Annotated in this window: 16 protein-coding genes, 5 tRNA genes and 1 pseudogene; 8 read left to right on the forward strand and 14 right to left on the reverse strand. The window is 71.2% G+C overall.

Features of this window, described 5'->3' with window-relative positions:
- The first annotated feature begins 72 nt into the window (after positions 1–72).
- Both ACSUPV_RS21410 and bldC read left to right on the forward strand, forming a co-directional pair.
- Positions 73–918 carry a hypothetical protein gene (locus ACSUPV_RS21410; RefSeq protein ID WP_031115365.1) on the forward strand — a complete coding sequence of 282 codons (846 nt, stop codon included), beginning with the start codon at positions 73–75 and terminating at the stop codon, positions 916–918.
- Between the two features lie 597 nt (positions 919–1,515).
- Positions 1,516–1,722: a developmental transcriptional regulator BldC gene (bldC, locus tag ACSUPV_RS21415; RefSeq protein WP_003949541.1), complete on the forward strand. Its 207-nt coding sequence runs from the start codon at positions 1,516–1,518 to the stop codon at positions 1,720–1,722.
- A 460-nt stretch (positions 1,723–2,182) separates the two neighbouring features.
- Here the strand turns inward: bldC and ACSUPV_RS21420 are convergent, their stop codons facing one another.
- From ACSUPV_RS21420 to hrpA, 3 genes are all read right to left on the reverse strand, one after another.
- The gene (locus ACSUPV_RS21420; RefSeq protein WP_037766801.1) at positions 2,183–2,386 is read right to left on the reverse strand and encodes a DUF6274 family protein; all 204 of its coding nucleotides are present in this window, start codon (positions 2,384–2,386) and stop codon (positions 2,183–2,185) included.
- A gap of 160 nt (positions 2,387–2,546) precedes the next feature.
- Positions 2,547–2,621 (reverse strand) — tRNA-Asp (locus ACSUPV_RS21425).
- A gap of 119 nt (positions 2,622–2,740) precedes the next feature.
- On the reverse strand, positions 2,741–6,685 hold the full coding sequence (hrpA, locus tag ACSUPV_RS21430) for an ATP-dependent RNA helicase HrpA (protein ID WP_382618492.1): 3,945 nt from the start codon (positions 6,683–6,685) through the stop codon (positions 2,741–2,743).
- A gap of 249 nt (positions 6,686–6,934) precedes the next feature.
- On the opposite strand from hrpA, the gene ACSUPV_RS21435 reads away from it, so the two are divergent.
- Positions 6,935–8,383 carry an FAD-dependent monooxygenase gene (locus tag ACSUPV_RS21435; protein WP_436948209.1) on the forward strand — a complete coding sequence of 483 codons (1,449 nt, stop codon included), beginning with the start codon at positions 6,935–6,937 and terminating at the stop codon, positions 8,381–8,383.
- Positions 8,384–8,433: 50 nt separating this feature from the next.
- Positions 8,434–8,622, forward strand: a complete 189-nt coding sequence (locus ACSUPV_RS21440; RefSeq protein WP_031115369.1) for a hypothetical protein — start codon at positions 8,434–8,436, stop codon at positions 8,620–8,622.
- 85 nt (positions 8,623–8,707) lie between these two features.
- Here the strand turns inward: ACSUPV_RS21440 and ACSUPV_RS21445 are convergent.
- The 4 genes from ACSUPV_RS21445 to ACSUPV_RS21460 all read right to left on the reverse strand — a co-directional run bounded on the left by ACSUPV_RS21445 (position 8,708) and on the right by ACSUPV_RS21460 (position 10,643).
- A tRNA-Phe gene (locus ACSUPV_RS21445) sits at positions 8,708–8,781 on the reverse strand.
- A 24-nt stretch (positions 8,782–8,805) separates the two neighbouring features.
- Positions 8,806–8,880 (reverse strand) — tRNA-Asp (locus tag ACSUPV_RS21450).
- A 35-nt stretch (positions 8,881–8,915) separates the two neighbouring features.
- Positions 8,916–8,988: transfer RNA gene (locus ACSUPV_RS21455), tRNA-Glu, on the reverse strand.
- Positions 8,989–9,068: 80 nt separating this feature from the next.
- Entirely contained in the window at positions 9,069–10,643 is a 1,575-nt protein-coding gene (locus ACSUPV_RS21460; RefSeq protein WP_436948211.1) for a metallophosphoesterase family protein, read from the reverse strand.
- An 83-nt stretch (positions 10,644–10,726) separates the two neighbouring features.
- Here ACSUPV_RS21460 and ACSUPV_RS21465 point away from each other — a divergent pair, with 83 nt between their 5' ends.
- From ACSUPV_RS21465 to ACSUPV_RS21480, 4 genes are all read left to right on the forward strand, one after another.
- Entirely contained in the window at positions 10,727–11,077 is a 351-nt protein-coding gene (locus tag ACSUPV_RS21465) for a metallopeptidase family protein (protein ID WP_037766808.1), read from the forward strand.
- 87 nt (positions 11,078–11,164) lie between these two features.
- Positions 11,165–11,698 (forward strand): hypothetical protein, encoded by a 534-nt coding sequence (locus tag ACSUPV_RS21470; RefSeq protein ID WP_037766811.1) that lies wholly within the window; start codon positions 11,165–11,167, stop codon positions 11,696–11,698.
- Between the two features lie 313 nt (positions 11,699–12,011).
- Positions 12,012–14,051, forward strand: a complete 2,040-nt coding sequence (locus ACSUPV_RS21475) for a DEAD/DEAH box helicase (protein WP_359787989.1) — start codon at positions 12,012–12,014, stop codon at positions 14,049–14,051.
- Positions 14,052–14,190: 139 nt separating this feature from the next.
- A tRNA-Lys gene (locus tag ACSUPV_RS21480) sits at positions 14,191–14,263 on the forward strand.
- Between the two features lie 396 nt (positions 14,264–14,659).
- Here the strand turns inward: ACSUPV_RS21480 and ACSUPV_RS21485 are convergent.
- The 7 genes and pseudogenes from ACSUPV_RS21485 to ACSUPV_RS21515 form a co-directional block, all read right to left on the reverse strand.
- A complete protein-coding gene (locus tag ACSUPV_RS21485; RefSeq protein WP_436948214.1) occupies positions 14,660–14,788 on the reverse strand; it encodes a hypothetical protein in 129 nt (42 codons plus the stop codon).
- Positions 14,789–14,949: 161 nt separating this feature from the next.
- Positions 14,950–15,415 (reverse strand): annotated as a pseudogene (locus ACSUPV_RS21490) (helix-turn-helix domain-containing protein); the annotation flags it as partial.
- 87 nt (positions 15,416–15,502) lie between these two features.
- A complete protein-coding gene (locus tag ACSUPV_RS21495) occupies positions 15,503–16,534 on the reverse strand; it encodes a SpoIIE family protein phosphatase (protein WP_037766817.1) in 1,032 nt (343 codons plus the stop codon).
- Positions 16,534–16,980, reverse strand: a complete 447-nt coding sequence (locus ACSUPV_RS21500) for an anti-sigma regulatory factor (protein WP_037766819.1) — start codon at positions 16,978–16,980, stop codon at positions 16,534–16,536. The genes ACSUPV_RS21495 and ACSUPV_RS21500 overlap by 1 nt, the downstream gene beginning before the upstream one ends.
- The gene (locus ACSUPV_RS21505) at positions 16,980–17,390 is read right to left on the reverse strand and encodes an STAS domain-containing protein (protein WP_031115375.1); all 411 of its coding nucleotides are present in this window, start codon (positions 17,388–17,390) and stop codon (positions 16,980–16,982) included. Before ACSUPV_RS21505 ends, ACSUPV_RS21500 begins: the two co-directional genes overlap by 1 nt.
- The gene (locus tag ACSUPV_RS21510) at positions 17,387–18,304 is read right to left on the reverse strand and encodes an STAS domain-containing protein (RefSeq protein ID WP_382618298.1); all 918 of its coding nucleotides are present in this window, start codon (positions 18,302–18,304) and stop codon (positions 17,387–17,389) included. Before ACSUPV_RS21510 ends, ACSUPV_RS21505 begins: the two co-directional genes overlap by 4 nt.
- Before the next feature lie 151 nt (positions 18,305–18,455).
- The gene (locus ACSUPV_RS21515) at positions 18,456–19,616 is read right to left on the reverse strand and encodes a PP2C family protein-serine/threonine phosphatase (protein WP_436948217.1); all 1,161 of its coding nucleotides are present in this window, start codon (positions 19,614–19,616) and stop codon (positions 18,456–18,458) included.
- Between the last annotated feature and the right edge of the window lie 71 nt (positions 19,617–19,687).

Below are 19,687 nucleotides of genomic sequence, written 5' to 3' on the forward strand. Positions count from 1 at the left end.
GCATAGATTTCCCGCGCGATCGTGAGTGGGTTCCGCAGGTTTTCGCGGCGGTGCGCGGGGGAGGGAGCAGGCGTGCCCAAGGTGTCCTCGGTGATCGTCCCCTACGCGACCTATCTGCGCGTGTACGAACCGCTGGCCGCCTTCCCGGAGCCGGAGCGCGACCACTGGGCCCGCTACGCCCGCCGTCCGGACCGTCCCTCGTACCAGGACGAACTCCGCCGCGCCCTGGCCGACTTGGCGCCCACGCCACCGGTTCCGGTGCCGGTGCACGAGAGCGAGGACGCCTTCGTGCTCGACGTGGACGGCGTCGTCTGCGTCTGCCCCTGGCGCACCCGGCTGCGCGGCTGGCTGGCCCTGGAGGAGCTTTCGGAGGAGCTTCCGCCGCCGGTCCTGGACGCGGTCCTGCCGCCCGTCCTGCGCCGCCAGGCCGCCCAGGACTACGAGCGCTGGCTGGCGATCAACCCGGACGCCCGGCCGTGGATCCGCACGGCGACCTGGCAGGTCCCGATCAACTGGTTCGTGCTCGTCTCCGACGAGGAGCGCGAGTACGACAAGGGCGACAGCGTGGACAGCCCGCCGGTGCTCCGCTACCGCACGCCCATGGTCCAGGCCCGGCGGCGCGTGGCCCGGGGCCTCAGGGCCCTGCGGGAGGCCATGGACGAGGGGCCGCTGATCGACGGCCTGGTGGACGTGGGGCGCTGGCTGGAGGAGTTCCACCCGCGCTCGCTGGTGGAGCTGGACTACGGCGGCCTGGTGCACGCCCTGCCGGCCGGCGCCCTGGAGGACGACCACTCGGCGGCGGACGTGGCCGAGGGCATCGCCGCGCTGCGCCGGGGCGACGGCACGGCCGCGGGGGCGGCGTACGCCCGGCTCGTGGAGCGGTGGCGTTCCGTACGGGATCTGCGGTCCGCGAACTGACCTCTGACCTCGCGTTCCGTACGGACCGCTCGTGGTCGGTCACGAACTGACGTTTGACGAACCGCCCGATTTGGGGTTTCGTCCTCGCACCGAGTTCCTGAAGCGGACTGTGCGTTTCCTGAGGCTTCGTCAACAAGGGACGTAGGACCCGATCCGGGCGTACCTCTCAAGTAGGCCAAGCGTGACGGACTACACGTACGTGGCCCTTGCGCCCCTTGCCCCCCCTCATGCCAAAATAGGACAAGGAGTCCGGGGAGGGCTCCTTCCGTCCCTAGTGCTGCACTATGGGCGGAATCTCAGCATTGCACGCTTTGGGGGGTCTGGTGACTCCTGATCGCCCTGTGACTGATCGTCACAGCGGCGTGACTGTCCGCTATGGCATGGTCCATCGGCTTCCGTCGCTGATGAACACCTGGAGGGGCAATTCCATCGGTTTGGCCGACGCGGCTGGACAGATGGTGTAGTTGTAGTGCCGAGGACAAGCCGTTCGTCCTATAACCGACTCGACTCGCGTCCGCCATTTCGGGCAACGCGGGTCAAGGTGCAGAATTTAGAGGAAAGAACCGAGAAGGTTCGGTTCTCCCGAGGAGGCCGCTCATGACCGCTCGCACCCCTGATGCCGAGCCGCTGCTGACCCCGGCTGAGGTCGCCACCATGTTCCGCGTCGACCCCAAGACGGTCACGCGGTGGGCGAAGGCCGGCAAGCTCACGTCGATCCGCACGCTCGGCGGGCATCGGCGCTACCGCGAGGCTGAGGTCCGCGCGCTGCTCGCGGGCATTCCGCAGCAGCGCAGCGAGGCCTGAACAACTGAATAACCGGGCAAACCGGCCGGTCCCCCACTGGCCGTGAGGTCCGGAACCACAGCTCCAAGCGACGCGGGTCCTGCCCCAACAGGCCCCACGCCCAAGCCGGTCAGAGCTTCGTAGGCACGTAACAGGGTGCGTCGTGGATCGCGCTGGACTCCGCCGGGTCCAGCGCGATCTTTTTTGTGTGCCGACTGTGGGCGGGACGGCCTTGCTGTGCGCGGCCTTGTCGGAGTCTGGGGAGGGGTGTCGGATCCCCTGTGTGCGGCGCCCGATGTGGGGTGCAATTGCACATATTAAATTGACCTGTTGTAGGAGGCGGGTAAGTACCGCACTTTCCCGGACTCATGCGGTGACACCCATCACATACCAAGCGGCTTGTTAGCTCCGGCGCCGGTGCGGTAGAGGGGGCTGCGGCTCCACCATCCCCTGACCGCGCGGGTGTTGGGACCCTCGGTGGTCACGCGGGCGTGGGGCTCTCGTCCTGGACGGCCTCCTCGGCGGCCGGGGTCGCGGTCCGGGCGGCCCGTGGGGCCGACTCCATCGCGAGCCGCAGCAGGTGGTGGCATATCGGGCAGTGTCGCGTGAGATGCCGGTACGACGACGCGGCCGCCAGGTGCGCGCGGAGCAGGGCCCGCGTCTCGTGCCTAGCCGATGCCGCCATACGCCACCTCCAGGGGGCCGTACGGGGAACGGCCCTGGTTCTGGGGTACCCAGGGAACGAAGGGCCGTCAAGACGGCGTGAGGGGGCCCGAAGGGCTCCCGCGGAGGTCAGGGCGCGCGAAAAAAAGAGCCCGGATCCGAAGATCCGGGCTCTTTTCCTGCGGTCCTGACGGGATTTGAACCCGCGGCCTCCACCTTGACAGGGTGGCGAGCACTCCAAACTGCTCCACAGGACCAGGTTTCGCAGGGCCCGCGCGACGGAGTCGCATAGTGGATTCCGTGTGCGTTGCGCTGCGAGAAGAGACTGTACAGGAGGGTGGGCCCCTGGTCGAACTCACCCTGTGTGCGCACGCCGTTACGGCACGGCCGCGTCGATCGCCTTCACGATCCGCTTGTCGGAGACGGGGTACGCCGTGCCCAGCGCGTGGGCGAAGTAGCTGACCCGGAGCTCCTCCAGCATCCAGCGGATGTCCAGGACCGCGGACGGCACCGGCCGGCCCTGCGGCAGCTGCTCCAGGAGCCAGGCGTACTCGTCCCGCATCTCGTGGACCTTCTGCATACGGGTCGTGTCCCGCTGGACGTTCGTCGGCATCTGCTGCAGCCGCCGGTCGGCGGCCACCAGGTAGCGCATGAGGTCCGGAAGCCGACGCAGCCCGGCCTCCGTCACGAAGCCCGGCTTCACGAGGGCGTCCAGCTGCTCCCGCACGTCCTGGAGGTTCGGCAGCAGCGCGGGGCTGCGTACGGCCTTCAGGCGGCGTTCACAGGCCTGCCAGGCCGCCAGGACCTGCTGCACCTGCCCCACCGTACGGACGGTCGTGTCGACGATCTCGGCGCGCACCTTGTCGTACAGCTTCCGGTACGACTCCTCGTCCCACGCCGGGCCGCCGAAGTCCGCGATCAGCTTGTCGGCGGCGGCCGTGGCGCAGTCGTCGAAGAGGCCCTGGATGGAGCCGTGCGGATTCGCGGACAGGGCCAGCTTCTGGGCGTTCGTCAGCTTCTCGGAGGCGAACTTCGCCGGGTTGACCGGGATGTTGCGCAGGATCAGCCGCCGCGTGCCCTTCCACATCGCCTCGGCCTGCTCGGCCTCGGTGTCGAAGAGGCGGACCGAGACCGTGTCGCCGTCGTCGACCAGCGCCGGGTACGCCTTCACCGGCTGGCCGGCCCGGCGGGTCTCGAAGACGCGCGTGAGGGTGCCGATCGTCCAGTCGGTGAGGCCCTTGCGCTCCAGGGACTCGCCGCCCTGGCGTTCGGCCGTCGCCGCTGCCGCCTGCGAGAGGGCTTTGCGGGCCCTCGGCTTCAGCTTGAGCTTCAGCGCCTCCAGGTTTTTGTCCTCGGCCAGCTTGCGGCGCCGCTCGTCGACGATCCGGAAAGTGATCTTCAGGTGGTCGGGGACCTTGGACCAGTCGAAGTCGTCGGCGTCGAAGGGGACGCCGACCATGAGCCGCAGTTCGCGGGCCATGGTGGTGGTGAGGGGCTCCTGGAGCGGCACCGCCTTGTCCAGGAAGGCCTTCGCGTAGTTCGGCGCGGGGACGTAGTTGCGCCGGATCGGCTTGGGCAGGGAGCGGATCAGCTCCGTGACCAGCTCTTCCCTGAGGCCCGGGATCTGCCAGTCGAAGCCCTCGTCCGTGACCTGGTTGAGGACCTGGAGCGGGATGTGGACGGTCACGCCGTCCGCGTCCGCGCCCGGCTCGAACTGGTAGGTGACGCGGAACTTGAGGTTGCCCTGCCGCCACGAGTCCGGGTAGTCGGCCTTGGTGACCTCGCCCGCCTTCTCGTTGATGAGCATCTCGCGCTCGAAGTCGAGGAAGTCGGGCTGCTCGTGCCGCTTGCGCTTCCACCAGGAGTCGAAGTGCGCGCCGGAGACCACGTGTTCGGGGATCCGCCGGTCGTAGAAGTCGAACAGCGTCTCGTCGTCGACGAGGATGTCCCGGCGCCGGGCGCGGTGCTCCAGCTCCTCGACCTCGGTGAGGAGACGGCGGTTGTCCGAGAAGAACTTGTGGTGCGTGCGCCAGTCGCCCTCGACGAGCGCGTTGCGGATGAACAGCTCGCGGCTGATCTCCGGGTCGATCCGCCCGTAGTTGACCTTCCGCTGCGCCACGATCGGCACGCCGTAGAGCGTGACCTTCTCGTACGCCATCACGGCCGCCTGGTCCTTCTCCCAGTGCGGCTCGCTGTAGGTGCGCTTGATCAGGTGCTGGGCGAGGGGCTCGACCCACTCCGGCTCGATCTTCGCGTTGACGCGGGCCCAGAGGCGGGAGGTCTCGACGAGTTCGGCGGACATCACGAAGCGCGGGGGCTTCTTGAAGAGGGCCGAGCCGGGGAAGACCGCGAACTTGGCGTTGCGGGCGCCCAGGTACTCGTTCTTCGCGCCCTCCTTCACGTCCTTCATGCCGATGTGGGACAGCAGGCCGGCGAGGAGGGAGACGTGGATGCGGTCGGCCGGGGCGTCGTCCTCGTTGAGGTGGATGCCCATCTGCTTGGCGACCGTGCGCAACTGCGTGTAGATGTCCTGCCATTCGCGGATGCGAAGGAAGTTGAGGTACTCCTGCTTGCACATCCGGCGGAAGGAGGACGAGCCGCGCTCCTTCTGCTGCTCGCGGATGTACCGCCAGAGGTTGAGGTAGGCCAGGAAGTCGCTGGTCTCGTCCTTGAAGCGGGCGTGCTGCTGGTCGGCCTGGGTCTGCTTGTCGGCGGGGCGTTCGCGCGGGTCCTGGATGGACAGCGCGGCGGCTATGACCATGACCTCGCGGACGCAGCCGTTCCTGTCGGCCTCCAGGACCATGCGGGCCAGGCGCGGGTCGACGGGCAGCTGGGCGAGCTTGCGGCCGGTGTCGGTGAGCCGCTTGCGGGGGTCCTTCTGCGCCGGGTCGAGGGCGCCCAGCTCCTGGAGCAGTTGCACGCCGTCGCGGATGTTGCGGTGGTCCGGCGGGTCGATGAAGGGGAACTTCTCGATGTCGCCGAGGCCGGCCGCGGTCATCTGGAGGATGACGGAGGCGAGGTTCGTCCGGAGGATCTCCGCGTCCGTGAACTCCGGGCGGGCGTTGAAGTCGTCCTCGCTGTAGAGGCGGATGCAGATGCCGTCGGACGTACGGCCGCAGCGGCCCTTGCGCTGGTTGGCGCTGGCCTGCGAGACCGGCTCGATGGGCAGGCGCTGGACCTTGGTGCGGTGGCTGTAGCGCGAGATGCGGGCGAAGCCGGGGTCGATGACGTACTTGATGCCCGGGACGGTCAGGGACGTCTCGGCGACGTTCGTGGCGAGCACGATCCTGCGGCCGGTGTGCGGCTGGAAGACGCGGTGCTGCTCCGCGTGGGAGAGCCGGGCGTAGAGCGGCAGGATCTCCGTGAAGCGGTAGTTCTTCCTGGTCAGCGCGTCCGCGGTGTCGCGGATCTCCCGTTCGCCGGAGAGGAAGACCAGGATGTCGCCCTGGCCCTCTTTCTGGAGTTCCTCGACGGCGTCGATGATCGCGGTGATCTGGTCGCGGTCGGCGTCGTCGCCGTCCTCCTCGAGGAGCGGGCGGTAGCGGACCTCGACCGGGTACGTACGGCCGCTGACCTCGATGATCGGGGCGTCGCCGAAGTGCCGCGAGAAGCGCTCGGGGTCGATCGTCGCCGAGGTGATGACGACCTTCAGGTCGGGGCGCTTGGGCAGCAGCTGGGCGAGGTAGCCGAGCAGGAAGTCGATGTTGAGGGACCGCTCGTGGGCCTCGTCGATGATGATCGTGTCGTAGGCGCGCAGCTCACGGTCGGTCTGGATCTCGGCGAGCAGGATGCCGTCCGTCATGAGCTTGACGAAGGTGGCGTCCGGGTCGACCTGGTCGGTGAAGCGGACCTTCCAGCCGACGGTCTCGCCGAGGGGGGTGTTCAGCTCCTCGGCGACGCGCTCGGCGACGGTCCGGGCGGCGATCCTGCGCGGCTGCGTGTGCCCGATCATGCCGCGCACGCCCCGGCCCAGCTCCATGCAGATCTTGGGGATCTGCGTGGTCTTGCCGGAGCCGGTCTCGCCGGCGACGATCACGACCTGGTGGTCGCGGATCGCGGCCGCGATGTCGTCCTTCTTCTGGCTGACCGGCAGTTGCTCGGGGTACGTGACCTCGGGCACACGGGCCCGGCGGGCGGCCATCCGCTCCTCGCCTTTGGCGATCTCCGCCTCGATCTCGGCGAGCACGGCGGCCCTGGCCTCCGGCTTGCGGATCTTGCGCGCACCTTCGAGCCTGCGCCCGAGCCGGTGCGCGTCGCGCAGGGACAGCTCGGTCAGGCGGGGGGCGAGGGCGCCGAGGGCGGGGGCAGGATGCGTAGACATACGCGATCCAGGATCTCATCCCCGGGAAATCCGTGGCGAACGCTTTTGTCCCGGGGTGCGGGTCGGTGTCCCGGGCGTGGAGGGCGGTGTCCCGGGGGCGGAGCGGCAGGGCGGGCCACTGGGTGGGCCTCGGGGCGGGCCTCTCCGCGTCGGCGCGGAGTGAGGTTTGACCGTTTCTCGTCCGGGCGGGGCTTGCATGGGCGGCGAGGCCGTACGGCAGCCGCACCTGATGGGAGGGCCTCCCGACCCATGCCTGAAGCCACCGACGTGTTGATCGTGGGGGCCGGTCCCACCGGTCTGATGCTCGCGGGAGACCTCGCCGCGGCGGGTGTGTCCGTCACCGTGCTGGAGCGCCGCGCTCAGGAGTCGCTGCTCACCCGTGCCTTCGCGGTCCACGCGCGCACGCTGGAGCTGCTGGACGCCCGGGGCGTCGCCGACGAACTCGTCACCCGCGGCGTCCAGATCGGCAAGCTCCAGATGATCGGGGACGCCCAGCTGGACCTGAAGCGCCTGCCGAGCCGGTTCCCGTACATGCTCCTGACCCCGCAGCACGAGACCGAGGCGGTGCTGGCGAAACGGGCCGTGACGCTCGGCGCCGACGTGCGGCTCGGCGCGGAGGTCACCGGGCTCCGGCAGGACACCGACGGCGTGAGCGTGTCCGTACGCCGGTCCGACGGCACCGCGGACACCTGGCGTGCCCGCTATGTGGTCGGTGCGGACGGCATGAACAGCGTGGTGCGCAGGACGCTGGGCTTTCCGTTCCCCGGCCGGGCCGCGCTGCGCTCGGTGATGCTCGCCGACGTCCGGCTGACCGTGCCGCAGGGCATGCCGCTGGCGAACGCGGTCCGGGAGGGGATCGCCTTCGTCTCCCCGCTGGGCGACGGCTGGCACCGGGTGGTCGCCTGGGACCGCGCCAAGCAGCTGCCCGTGGAGGCCCCGCTCGACCTCGAGGACGTGCGGACCATCACCCGCAAGGCCCTCGGGACCGACTTCGGTATGCACGACCCGCGCTGGCTCTCCCGCTTCCAGACCGATGAACGTCAGGCGCCGCGCTACCGGCTCGGCCGGGTCCTGCTCGCGGGCGACGCCGCGCACGTGCACTCGCCGGCGGGTGGTCAGGGCATGAACACCGGTCTGCAGGACGCCGCCAACCTGGCCTGGCGGCTGGCCGCGGTGGTGCGGGGGCGGGCTTCGGAGACGCTGCTCGACGGGTACCAGACCGAGCGGCACCCGATCGGCCGGAAGGTGATCCGGGACAGCGGCAGGATGATGCGGCTGGCGCTGATCCACACGCCCGTGCTGCGTACCGCCATGAACCTGGCCTCGCGCGCCGCCGCCGCGCTGCCACCCCTGGCCGACCGTCTCGCGGCCGAGGCGACGGGGATCTCCATCGCCTATCCGGCACCGCCCGGCGCGCACCCGTACACGGGCCGGCGCGCCCCCGACCTGCGCCTCGCCCCGAGCGCCGGCACCCCGCGGCGGCTGTACGAGGCCCTGCGCGCCTGCCGCTTCGTCCTCGTCGGCCGGTGCCCCGAGGTGAAGGGCTGGGAAGAGCGGCTGATCACCGTCACCCCGGCGAGTCCCCAGGGACCGGCGCTGCTGCTGGTGCGCCCGGACGGCTATGTCGCGTGGGCCGCGGACGACCACGACCAGGACGCACTGCTGGCCGCCCTGCCCCAGTGGGTCGGTCCCCGCTGAGGCCCGCCTGAGAGGATGACGCCGACCATCACACGAAATGGGGGGCGAGCATGCTCGTGCTCATACTGTCCGTTGTCGTTCTGCTCGTCATCGGCGGCTGCGTCTGCGTCTTCTGGGCGGCCCGGGGCGACGCCCCGCGCTGGGCACGGGGTGTGGCCAAGGCGACGCTGCTCGGCAGCGAACTGGCACGCAGCGCGAGCCGGGGTTCCCACTCGCAGCAGAGCCGCGGGGACGACTAGTCGGGGAGAGGTTGGCGTAGACGGCACGAAAGAGCCCCTCCCCGATGGTGACGGAGAGGGGCTCAAGCCCTGGTGAGGGCGGTTGTGGCTGGGGCCGGGGTCGAACCGGCGACCTTCCGCTTTTCAGGCGGACGCTCGTACCAACTGAGCTACCCAGCCACGAGGTTTCACGTGAAACCTCAGCGGTCCTGACGGGATTTGAACCCGCGGCCTCCACCTTGACAGGGTGGCGAGCACTCCAAACTGCTCCACAGGACCAAGCTTCGTACGACAGTGTCGCACAGGGTGGTGCGTGCCCCCAACGGGATTCGAACCCGTGCTACCGCCTTGAAAGGGCGGCGTCCTAGGCCGCTAGACGATGAGGGCTATCGGCCCGCCTGGGCGCTTCTCAGCGCGTCGGGGACGTGAGAAGCATATGGGATGGCGGGAGCTATCGCCAAAACGGTTTAGGAGGAGGGCGAGGGGCTGGTCTCCGTGGGGGTGCTCGGGGACGGGGTCGCGCCGGGCTGGTTCTCCTCCGGGAGGTGGCGGCTGACCTCGGCCGTCGTGAGGCCCAGGCCGCCCAGTTCGATCTCGTCCCAGGCCTGGAGATGGCGGGTGTCCCGGTCGAAGTAGAGGATCGACGCCTCGATGGGGTCCGGGTGCTTGCCCTCGATGGCCCGCAGGCCGCTGCCGCCCGTGGAGCCCTCGATGCGGAGCCGGGTGCCGTACTTCAGGACCTCCATCTCGTCGTGGTGGAGGTGGCCGGCCAGGACCAGGGGGACCTCGCCGTCGACCTCGCGGGCGGCCGAGGGCTCGTGGGCGATGGCGACGTCGACCGGGGTGCCCGCCGTGCGCTGGTCGCGCAGGGCCGTGGCCAGGCGGGCGCCGGCCAACTCCTGGGACTGCTCGGCGCCGGGCTGCTTCGAGCGGTCCGGGGTGAACTGGGGGTCGCCGATGCCCGCGAAACGCAGGCCCTTGATCGTCTCGGCCCGGCCGCCGTCCAGCACGTGCACGTTCTTCAGGCCCTCCATGTACCGCTGCGTGATCATCGAGTCGTGGTTGCCACGGACCCACACGTAGGGCGCCCCGAGGTCCTCGATGGGGTCCAGGAAGCCGTTCTCGGCGGCCGTGCCGTGGTCCATCGTGTCGCCCGAATCGACGATCACATCGACCTTGTACTGCTCCACCAGCGAGGCGATGATCTTCCAGCTCGCCGGGTTCAGATGAATGTCGGAGACGTGCAGGACCCGGATGGTGGAGGGGTCGGGCGCGTAGGCGGGGAGGGTCGACGTGGCGTCGTACAGCTTGGTCACGTTGGTGACCAGGCGGGCCAATTCCTTCTGGTAGACATCGAATTCCGTGACGATGCTGCGCGCGTTGCCGACCAGGGACGGGGCCGAGGTGAGCAGGCCCGAGAACTTCGGCTCCAGGACCGAGTCGGGGCGCCAGGTGGCGTACGCCGTGCCGCCCGAGGCCGCGAGGAGGGTGAGGGCGAGTCCGCCGGCGGCCAGGGCGCGGCGGGGGCGCCGGTAGACCGCGAGGCCGAGGGCAGTCGCGCCGGTGACGACGGCCACGGAGGACCGTACGGCCAGGTCGAGCGTGCCGCGGCCGACGTCCTGGGTGACCTCGTCCTGGAGGCCGGAGAGGCGCTCGGGGTGGTCGACGAGGGCCTGGGAGCGCTCCGGGTCGAGCTGGTCGACGTTGACGTCCAGACGGACCGGGGCGAGGTGGCTGTCCAGCTGGAGGGCGCCCAGGGGCGAGACGTTGATCTTCGTGCCGCCGGTGAAGGAGGGGCGCAGCGCCATCGTGGTGTTCATGGGGCCGACCGGCACCCGGACGTTGCCCACGACCAGCAGGCCCAGCCAGGCGCCGAAGAGGACGACGGCCACGAGTCCCGCCGCGCGGACCCACGGATGGGGCTGCGGCACGAGCTCGATCGTGGTGGGCGCCTGGCGGGAGCGGTAGTGGCGGGCCAGGGCGCGCGGGGCCTTGCGGATCGGGTTCAGGACACTCAGGACTGCGGCGGGGAAGCGGGCCATTGGTCCCGTATGCCCAAGTCCCGGGCCGGATATGCGACGCCGGAAGGCTCTCGTACGGCGGGCACGTGGCCGACAATGGGCCTGTGCTGGAGATGACGCGCGAGGAGTTCGAGGAGCTGGTCGCCGAGGCGCTCGACCGGATCCCGCCGGAGCTGACCCGACTGATGGACAACGTCGCGGTGTTCGTCGAGGACGAGCCGCCGGCGGACGATCCCGAGTTGCTCGGGCTGTACGAGGGGACGCCGCTGACGGACCGGGGCGAGTGGTACGCCGGTGTGCTGCCGGACCGGATCACCATCTACCGGAACCCGACGCTGCGGATGTGCGAGTCGCGGGAGGACGTCGTCGCCGAGACGGAGATCACCGTGGTGCACGAGATCGCGCACCACTTCGGCATCGACGACGCGCGCCTTCACGCCCTGGGTTACGGCTGAGCGGGTTGTGAATGCGGGGCGCGTGTCCTCTTGTGGGCGGCGGGAGTTGGAGGTGTTGACTCCATCACCCTTCTCGGAGGTGGCCCCGTGCGCCCCTTGTTCGTACCCGTCCGTCTGGCCGCCACGGCCGTGGCCGTCGCCGCTGCCGCCGGCTGCATGAGTGTGGGGGACGACGGCACGGGCGGGAGCGCCAAGCCGTCGCACTCCGCCGGGCAGCGGGGCGGGGAGGCGCCCGACGGCGGCTCGGCCGTGTCGGGCGGCGCCGGCGGGTTCGGGGCCGCGGCGGCCGACGGCGAGCGCGAGCGGGGCAAGGGCAAGAAGGGGAAGAAGGGCGAGCGCGGCGGGCCGGGGGAATCGGCGCCCCCCGAGGCGTCACCGACCTCGGACGCAAGCGCGTCCGCGCCCCGGGGCGGCAAGCCGGTGAAGCCGGCCAAGCCGACGCCGAAGCCGCCGGCGCAGCCCACGCCCACCCGGACGACGGAACCGGAGCCCACGCCGACGCCGCCCGAGCCGACGACGTCCCCGGAGCCGACGCCGGAGCCGTCGTCGTCCGCGCACGAGCCGCCGGGGCCGCAGCTGGCCCAGCGGGAGCCGGCGCCGGAGGCGGGCTCACCGGCGTAGCCCTGCGGGGGCGGGGCCGGGGCCGGGGATTCAGCCGGGAGCCGTCCGCCGGAGCCGTCCGCCGGGAACAAAAAGCGCCCGGCTCGCCTTATGGAGACAGCCGTACCAGTCCGGTTTGCCTTGCGGGGCCCGGAGTGCGTATGGTGGCAGATCGTTTGATCCCATCTTGCCCGGCGCCACCGCAGAGCGCGCCGTGTGGCGCGTACTCTCCTTTGCCGTGGTGGACCGCATAGAGGCGGTCGTATTGCGAATCGCGAATCACGGAGTTGACGGGCGCGTGCCGACTTGAGACTCCGGAAGGTTTCGCATTCGCATGTCCATCGCCAGTACTGATCACGTCGTCGTGCCCGAGAACGAGGCCGTCGAAGACGCTCCCGAGACCACCTTCGCCGACCTCGGTCTGCCCGAGGGTGTCGTGCGCAAGCTCGCGCAGAACGGCGTGACCACCCCCTTCCCGATCCAGGCCGCGACCATCCCGGACGCCCTGGCCGGCAAGGACATCCTCGGCCGGGGCCGCACCGGCTCCGGCAAGACCCTGTCGTTCGGTCTGCCGACCCTGGCCACGCTCGCCGGCGGCCGGACCGAGAAGCACAAGCCGCGCGCCGTCATCCTCACGCCGACCCGTGAGCTCGCCATGCAGGTCGCCGACGCGCTCCAGCCGTACGGCGACGTCCTCGGCCTGAAGATGAAGGTCGTCTGCGGCGGTACGTCCATGGGCAACCAGATCTACGCCCTGGAGAAGGGCGTCGACATCCTGGTCGCCACCCCGGGCCGGCTGCGCGACATCATCAACCGCGGCGCCTGCTCCCTGGAGAACGTGGAGATCGCCGTTCTCGACGAGGCCGACCAGATGTCCGACCTGGGCTTCATGCCCGAGGTCACCGAGCTGCTCGACCAGATCCCGGCGGGCGGCCAGCGGATGCTGTTCTCCGCGACCATGGAGAACGAGATCAAGACCCTGGTCGACCGGTACCTGAACGACCCGGTCAGCCACGAGGTCGACGCCGCGCAGGGCGCCGTGACGACCATGTCGCACCACATCCTCATCGTGAAGCCCAAGGACAAGGCGCCGGTCACCGCGGCCATCGCCTCCCGCAAGGGCCGCACGATCATCTTCGTCCGCACCCAGCTGGGCGCCGACCGTGTCGCCGAGCAGCTGCGCGACTCCGGTGTGAAGGCCGACGCGCTGCACGGCGGCATGACCCAGGGCGCGCGGACGCGGACCCTGGCCGACTTCAAGGACGGGTACGTCAACGTCCTCGTCGCGACCGACGTCGCGGCCCGCGGCATCCACGTCGACGGCATCGACCTGGTGCTGAACGTGGACCCGGCCGGCGACCACAAGGACTACCTGCACCGCGCGGGCCGTACGGCGCGTGCCGGCCGCACGGGCACGGTCGTGTCGCTGTCGCTGCCGCACCAGCGGCGGCAGATCTTCCGGCTGATGGAGGACGCGGGCGTCGACGCCACGCGCCACATCATCCAGGGCGCCGGCGCCTTCGACCCGGAGGTCGCCGAGATCACCGGGGCCCGGTCGATGACCGAGGTCCAGGCCGAGTCGGTGGGCAATGCCGCGCAGCAGGCCGAGCGCGAGGTCGCCCAGCTCACCAAGGAGTTGGAGCGGGCACAGCGGCGGGCGAACGAGCTGCGCGAGGAGGCCGACCGGCTGCTGGCGCGGGTCGCGCGCGAGCGCGGCGAGGAGCCGCAGGCGGCCGGGGAGGCCGCGGAGGTTCCGGCCGGTGCCGAGGTGTCGGTGCCGGAGCAGCCGACCGCGCAGGACGTCGAGCGCGAGGAGCGCGGCGGAGCCGGGCGTGACCGGTACGCCGACCGTGACCGGTCCTTCGACCGTGACCGGGGTGGCCGGTCCTTCGACCGGGACCGTGACCGTGGCGGGCGTTCGTTCGAGCGTCGGGACGACCGCGGCGGGTTCAACCGGGACCGCGACCGTGACCGTGACCGGGACCGTGGGGGTCGTTCCTTCGACCGTGACCGTGGCGGCTTCCGCCGGGACGACCGGGCGGACCGGGGCGACCGCGGTGAGCGCGGCGGCTTCCGTCGTGACGACCGGGGCGGCCGTTCCTTCGAGCGCCGTGACGACCGTGGCGGGCGTTCGTTCGAGCGTCGTGACGACCGCGGTGGCTTCAACCGCGACCGTGACCGCGGCGGCTTCCGCCGGGACGAGCGCGGTGGGCACCGGGGCAGCGACCGTCCCTTCAACCGGGACCGCCGCGACGACCGTCCGGGCTTCCGCTCCGGCGGGCACGACCGTCCGTACGGCCGTCGTGACGACCACCGCGGCGGCGGTTCCTTCCAGCGCCGCGAGGACAAGCCGCGCTGGAAGCGCAACGGCTGACACACCCGTGTGACGAGCGCCGTGACCCGCCCCTCTGGGCGGGTCACGGCGCTCCGGCGCCCCCGCGGCACGGCCGGGACCCGATACCCGATCGGGAACTCGGCGTTGTCCGGCTATGCTCGTGGGGGCAACATCGCCTGGGCCCTTAGCTCAATTGGCAGAGCAGTGGACTTTTAATCCATTGGTTGTGGGTTCGAGTCCCACAGGGCCTACCTGAAGGACCCCAGCTCAGAGAAACCTGGGCTGGGGTCCTTTGCGTTTCGTGATGGTTCCATGATCGCTAGCTCCACCCGCGCTCCACCAGGCGGAACGCCACCCAGGACGCCGTATCGATCGCCGCTCGCATCCACCGATGGGTCTACCAACGCGTTGAGGCGGCGAGGAGTGCCAACTGTCGGCGCTGCTCCGGATCACCTGGGTCTTCGACGGACCGCCGGGCCGTGGAGAGCGTGACCGGCGTGACCGGCGTGCGGGCCGGTGACGGGCCGAGGTCGTAGGGGCAGCTGCGGCACTCGTAGGCGAGATACGGCTTCGAGTGATTCGAATGGCCGTTTCCCGGTGGCCGGACAGCGGGGTGGCTGGTTGGGCCTTGTGTGTGCTCCAGGGGGTCACAGGCGGCGGCCGACGGCGATGTCGTCGTTGCCCGCCAGCCTCAGGATCGCCCGCAGCATGATCGGCAGGCGACGGTCGTCGAGGTCCTCCACGGAGGCGAGGGTGGTGATCCCGATGCCCACCATGGACAGCACCAGGTGGAGGAAGGAACGCTGTCCCTCGTCGAGCCCCAGCCCGTATTGGAGCCCGAACGGCCCTCGAAGTGGGCGACCTCGCCGGTATCGCCGTCGGTGACCAGGGCGCGGCGCACGGCCGGGACCTCAGAATCGTTCGCTCAACGACGAGCGCCTGGACGGCGGCCCGGACGCGGGACGACTGCTGTCGCCGTACGCGCGTCAGAGATCAGGGCCGGGAGGGACTTCATCACCGCGTCGAACTCGGCGGCGTGGTACTGCGTCCAGCCGTCTGCGATCTGCCCGCGAAGCTTGTCCAGGGTGAAGTCCGGCCCTGGCGGTTCCGGTTCGGGCCCCCAGAGCACAGGCATGATGGCCCGCCGCACGGCCACAAAACGTGGTCCATCGTTCTCGCCAGTCGAGGAGACTGCGGGTGGATCACCCAGGAGAGTGGTCAGTTCCACACCCAGGCCGTTGGCCAAGGCGTGCAGCGTGGGCAGTCGCGCCGAGTGCTTAAGCGCTGCTCAAGCTGACGGATCACGTCGACGGAACGCCCGAACGGGCGGCCAGTTCCTCCTGGGTCAGGGAGGCCAGCCGGCGTAGGCGTCGGAGAGTGCGCCCGAGGTCGTCTTTCGCCACGTTGTCACGGTACGCCGCCGGAGCAGCGGGGGAGCGTGAGCCGTCGAGTTGGTCCGAGCCTGCCGGCGAGCCGACGCGTACGGCGTCCTAGGCTCCGCCCAGTACCGCCACGCACGTGTCGTCGCGGACCGGGCGGGCCGCGCTTCCCGCGTCGCGGAGGATCGCCGCGGCCACCACCGCCGGGTCGCGGGTGAGGAGGGTGTCGTCGTCGGGTGGGGTCCAGCGGGTGGGCAGGCCGTCGCTGTGCAGGACGAGCAGGCTGTCGGCGTGCCACGGCTCGCGCTGCACGGGGACGGTCGCCGGGGCCTGCGCGCCCACGATGCCGGGCTGGGACAGCAGCGCCTTCCAGGTGCCGTCGGTGCGCAGCCGGGCGCCGATGTTGCCGATGCCGGAGAAGGTCAAACGGCCGGACGGGAGGTCGAGTTGGGCCACCGCGACGGCTGCGCCCCGGGTGCGGCGCAGGGGCCCGCCGAGGTGGCGCAGGATCTCGGCGGGGGGCCGGTCCGCCAGGTCGCGCAGTTCGGTCACCGCGGCGGTGGAGGCCTCCGCGGCCTTGGCGCCGTGGCCGAGGCCGTCGGCGAGCAGGAGGGTCAGGCGGTCGCCGCGGTGCACCCAGCCCCAGGCGTCGCCGGAGTGTTCGGCCCGGCCGAGCGGGACGTTGACGCCGCCGGCGCGCGGGCGGGGCGGGGACGCGCCCCGGACGGCCGGGTCGTGGTCGATGCGAGCCAGGGCGACGGTGCCCCGGCCGGGGGCGCTGTGCAGGTCGAAGGCGTTCGCTATGCGCCGGCACGTGCCGAGGCCGGCGCCCAGGGAGGCGGCGGTGCTGTAGCCGTCGCGCATGGCCTGCGCGACGTCCGGGATGCCGGGGCCGTGGTCCAGCGACAGGAGCTGCACGGCGGTACGCCGGTCGTCGGTGCGGGCGCTGTCGACGAGGTTGATGAGCACGCGCCCGCCGTCCGCGTGCCGCAGCAGGTTGGTCGCCAGCTCCGTCGCCACGAGCGCGGCGGTCGCGGTGCGGTGCGGTCCCAGGCCGGCGCGGGCGCTGGCCTCCTCGGCCGCCACCCGCACGTCCCGCACCCGGGTCGAGTCGTCCACCGGAACGTCCCACACCTCGCTCATCACGGCGGCCCCGGTCGGGAGGGAGATACGGGTGTGGCCCAGGCCGTGACGGTGACGGTGGTCCCCTCACCCGGCCTGCTGTCCACCTCGAACTCGTGCACCAGCCGCTTGGCGCCGCTCAGGCCCAGTCCGAGCCCGCCGCCGCTGGTGTAGCCGTCGGTCATCGCCTGCTCCAGATCGCGGATGCCGGGGCCGCTGTCGACGAAGTCCAGCCGCAGCCCCTGCGACTGCCCGGTGTCCAGCGGGGTGATCCGTACCTGGCCGCCCCCGCCGTGGACGAGGGTGTTGCGGGCCAGTTCGCTCGCGGCGGTGACGAGCTTGGTCTGCTGCACCAGGCCGAAACCGAGCTCGGCGGCGGCCTGCCGGACCTGCTGCCTGACCCAGGCCAGGTCGGCGTCCGAGCCGATCGGCAGGGTGGCCGGGGCGGCGTGGCGGGCGGCCCGCATCACGGACTCCCCTCACCCGGGCGCGAGGCCGCGCCGAGCAGCTCCATCGCGCGTTCGACGTCCAGGGCCGTCCGCAGTCCGGGCAGGGTGAGGCCCAGCTCGACCAGGGTGATCGCCACCGCCGGACGCATCCCGGCCAGCACCGTACGGGCGGCCAGCAGGCCGGCACCGGCGGCGATCTCGGCGAGGACCCGGCCCAGGAAGGAGTCGACGATCTCCACCCCCGAGATGTCGATCACGACACCGGTCACCCGGGTGTGCGAGATCCGGTCCGTGATGTCCTGCTGGAGCTGCTCGGCCATTCCGTCGTGCAGCTCGCCCTGGAGGGTGACCAGCAGGACGTCGCCGAGCTGCAGGACCGGCACGGTGAAGTGTCCGCCCGCCGGGCCGATCCCCGCGGCCCCGGTCACCGCACGCCCGCGTCGGCCGCCGGGGCCGCGGGGATCGGCGCCACCGGCCCGATCCCCACGCCCTGCCGGCTGAGCGCGTAGGCCAGCGCGTCCGCCAGGCTCCCGCGCGTGAGGACCGTGCCCAGGTCGATGCCCAGGTGCACTATCGTCTGCGCGATCGCGGGCCGGATGCCGGAGACGATGCACTCGGCGCCCATCAGCCGCGCCGCCGCCACCGTCTTCATCAGGTGCTGGGCGACCAGCGAGTCGACCGTGGGCACGCCGGTGATGTCGAGGATGGCGTACCGGGCGCGCTCGGCGACGATCGCGTCCAGCAGGCTCTCCATGACCACCTGGCTGCGCGCGCTGTCCAGCGTGCCGATCAGCGGGACGGCGACCGTGCTCTCCCACAGCTTGATCACGGGCGTGGCCACCTCGTGCAGCTGTTCGCGCTGCCGGGCGATCAGCTCCTCGCTCGCGCTGACCGCCGTCTCCATCACGACCAGGCGCAGGGTGCCCATGAGGACGGTGAGCGCCACGACGCATTCCAGGGCCTCGGGGCCGTTCGGGTCCTCGAACTCGGCGCGCAGCAGCTCGGCCGCCGGCTCGCGCAGGGCGGCCACCTCGCGTGCCACCCCGTCCGGATCGATCCCCGTCCGGGCGCGGGAGGCCGCCATCCGGCCCAGCTGGTCGCGCACCGCCTCGAATCCGGACGCCCGGATGTCGTCCAGCCGTCCGGAGGCCGCCACCGCGGCCAGCGCGGCCGCGACGGCCCGGCCCGCCTCCACCGCCTCGTCGCGTGAGACGGTGAAGACCGTGCGGAACAGCGCGGCGTCCGCCCACCGTTGGGCGATCTGCTCCCGGCGCCGTTCGAGGAAGGCGCTCACCTGCTGTGCGGCCGGCTCCTGTTCCGCGTTCTCTTCCGACACCGACACCGACACCTGCATCGCTCCCTTGCGCGGGCCGGACCGAGGTCGCGCGACGGCGCCTCAGCCGTTACTTGCCATATGACAAACATTAGTGCCGACGTACGACACCACCAAACAACGTCTCTTCCGGGCCCTTGACCTGCGCCTGCCCCGTCCCTCACCGCCCACGCCAGTCCAGGCAGACCACCAGGGCGTCGTCGTCCGGGACGGGTCTGCCGCGGTGGCCGGTCAGCTCGCGCAGGATGGCCCGGGGCACCTCGGCGGCCGGGAGCAGTCGGGTCGACTGGATCGCCCGGGCCAGGGCGGCGTCGCCGTACGCCTCTCCGCGCGGCGAGGCGACGCCGTACACCCCGTCGCTGACGAAGACGAGCCGGTCGCCCGGCTCGACCCGGAACTCCTGGGCCACGTAGTCGGTCTCCTCGAACATGCCGAGCGGCAGCTGTGCCTCGAAGTCCACCCGCCGCACCGCGCCCTGACGCAGCCGCAGCAGTTGCGGGGACCCGGCGTCCACGGCCCGGACCCGGCCGGTGGCCAGTTCGACGTCGAGCATGAGGACGGACAAGTAGCAGCGGCCCCGGTAATGGGCGTACACCGCCTGGTCGGCCAGGGCGGCCTGGTCGGCGAGGGGGAGGCCGGCCCGGCGCGCGTTGCGCAGGGCGTTGATCGCCAGGTTCGTCAGCAGGGAGGCCTCTATGCCCTCGCCCATGCCGTTGGTGACGTAGAGGCTGAGCCGGTCGGCTGTGGCGGACCAGTCGAAGTTGTCGCCGAAGATCGCGTACGCGGGTTCCAGCTGCGCGCCCAGCTCGTACTCGGGGCGGACGCAGGAGCGGCCAGGCAGCAGCTGCCACTGCATCTCGGCCGCGAGGGTGAGCCGGTCCCTGCGGCGGGCCTGGAGGTACAGGTCGGTGTCCCGTTCGGCCACGACCACCTCGTGTCCGAGCACCTGGGCGATCTCGGCCAGTTCGCCCAGGCAGCCCTGGGCGTGCTCGTCGCCCGGCAGGGTCACCGTCAGCACGCCGAGGCGGTCACCGCGCACGGTGACGGGCAGATGCGCGCGCACGAGGTCACCCGGGAGGGTCTCCACGTACGGCTCCTGCGCGCCGAAGGCCCGGCCCGCCGGGCTGTTGTGCACGGGCACCGGCTGGAGGGTGTGCGGCAGCACGGACACCGGCTGGAGCACCGTCAGTCCGTAGTCGGCCAGGAACAGCTCGACGGAGTCCGTCGTGTACTGATCGGTCAGTACACGACGGACCGCGTCCAGCAGTTGATGGGGCGCCGCCGTGCGCAGAGCGCGCTCGGCGGCCACGAATCTGTTCATGATCGCGGTCACGATGGTCGAAACACCAATCCTTGGAGGTCAACGAGTGGAGATCAACGGGCGGGGGCAGC

This window comes from Streptomyces sp. SudanB52_2052, from assembly GCF_964272415.1.
GTDB classification, from domain to species: domain Bacteria; phylum Actinomycetota; class Actinomycetes; order Streptomycetales; family Streptomycetaceae; genus Streptomyces; species Streptomyces olindensis.

Coding starts and splice junctions, on each gene's coding strand:
- ACSUPV_RS21460 (WP_436948211.1), bottom strand. CDS start 10,643: ATGGCCCGCTTCCCCGCCGCAGTCCTGAGTGTCCTGAACCCGATCCGC.
- ACSUPV_RS21475 (WP_359787989.1), top strand. CDS start 12,012: ATGTCCATCGCCAGTACTGATCACGTCGTCGTGCCCGAGAACGAGGCC.
- bldC (WP_003949541.1), top strand. CDS start 1,516: ATGACCGCTCGCACCCCTGATGCCGAGCCGCTGCTGACCCCGGCTGAG.
- ACSUPV_RS21440 (WP_031115369.1), top strand. CDS start 8,434: ATGCTCGTGCTCATACTGTCCGTTGTCGTTCTGCTCGTCATCGGCGGC.
- hrpA (WP_382618492.1), bottom strand. CDS start 6,685: ATGTCTACGCATCCTGCCCCCGCCCTCGGCGCCCTCGCCCCCCGCCTG.
- ACSUPV_RS21500 (WP_037766819.1), bottom strand. CDS start 16,980: ATGCGGGCCGCCCGCCACGCCGCCCCGGCCACCCTGCCGATCGGCTCG.
- ACSUPV_RS21495 (WP_037766817.1), bottom strand. CDS start 16,534: ATGAGCGAGGTGTGGGACGTTCCGGTGGACGACTCGACCCGGGTGCGG.
- ACSUPV_RS21515 (WP_436948217.1), bottom strand. CDS start 19,616: ATGAACAGATTCGTGGCCGCCGAGCGCGCTCTGCGCACGGCGGCGCCC.
- ACSUPV_RS21435 (WP_436948209.1), top strand. CDS start 6,935: ATGCCTGAAGCCACCGACGTGTTGATCGTGGGGGCCGGTCCCACCGGT.
- ACSUPV_RS21485 (WP_436948214.1), bottom strand. CDS start 14,788: ATGGTGGGCATCGGGATCACCACCCTCGCCTCCGTGGAGGACCTCGAC.
- ACSUPV_RS21420 (WP_037766801.1), bottom strand. CDS start 2,386: ATGGCGGCATCGGCTAGGCACGAGACGCGGGCCCTGCTCCGCGCGCAC.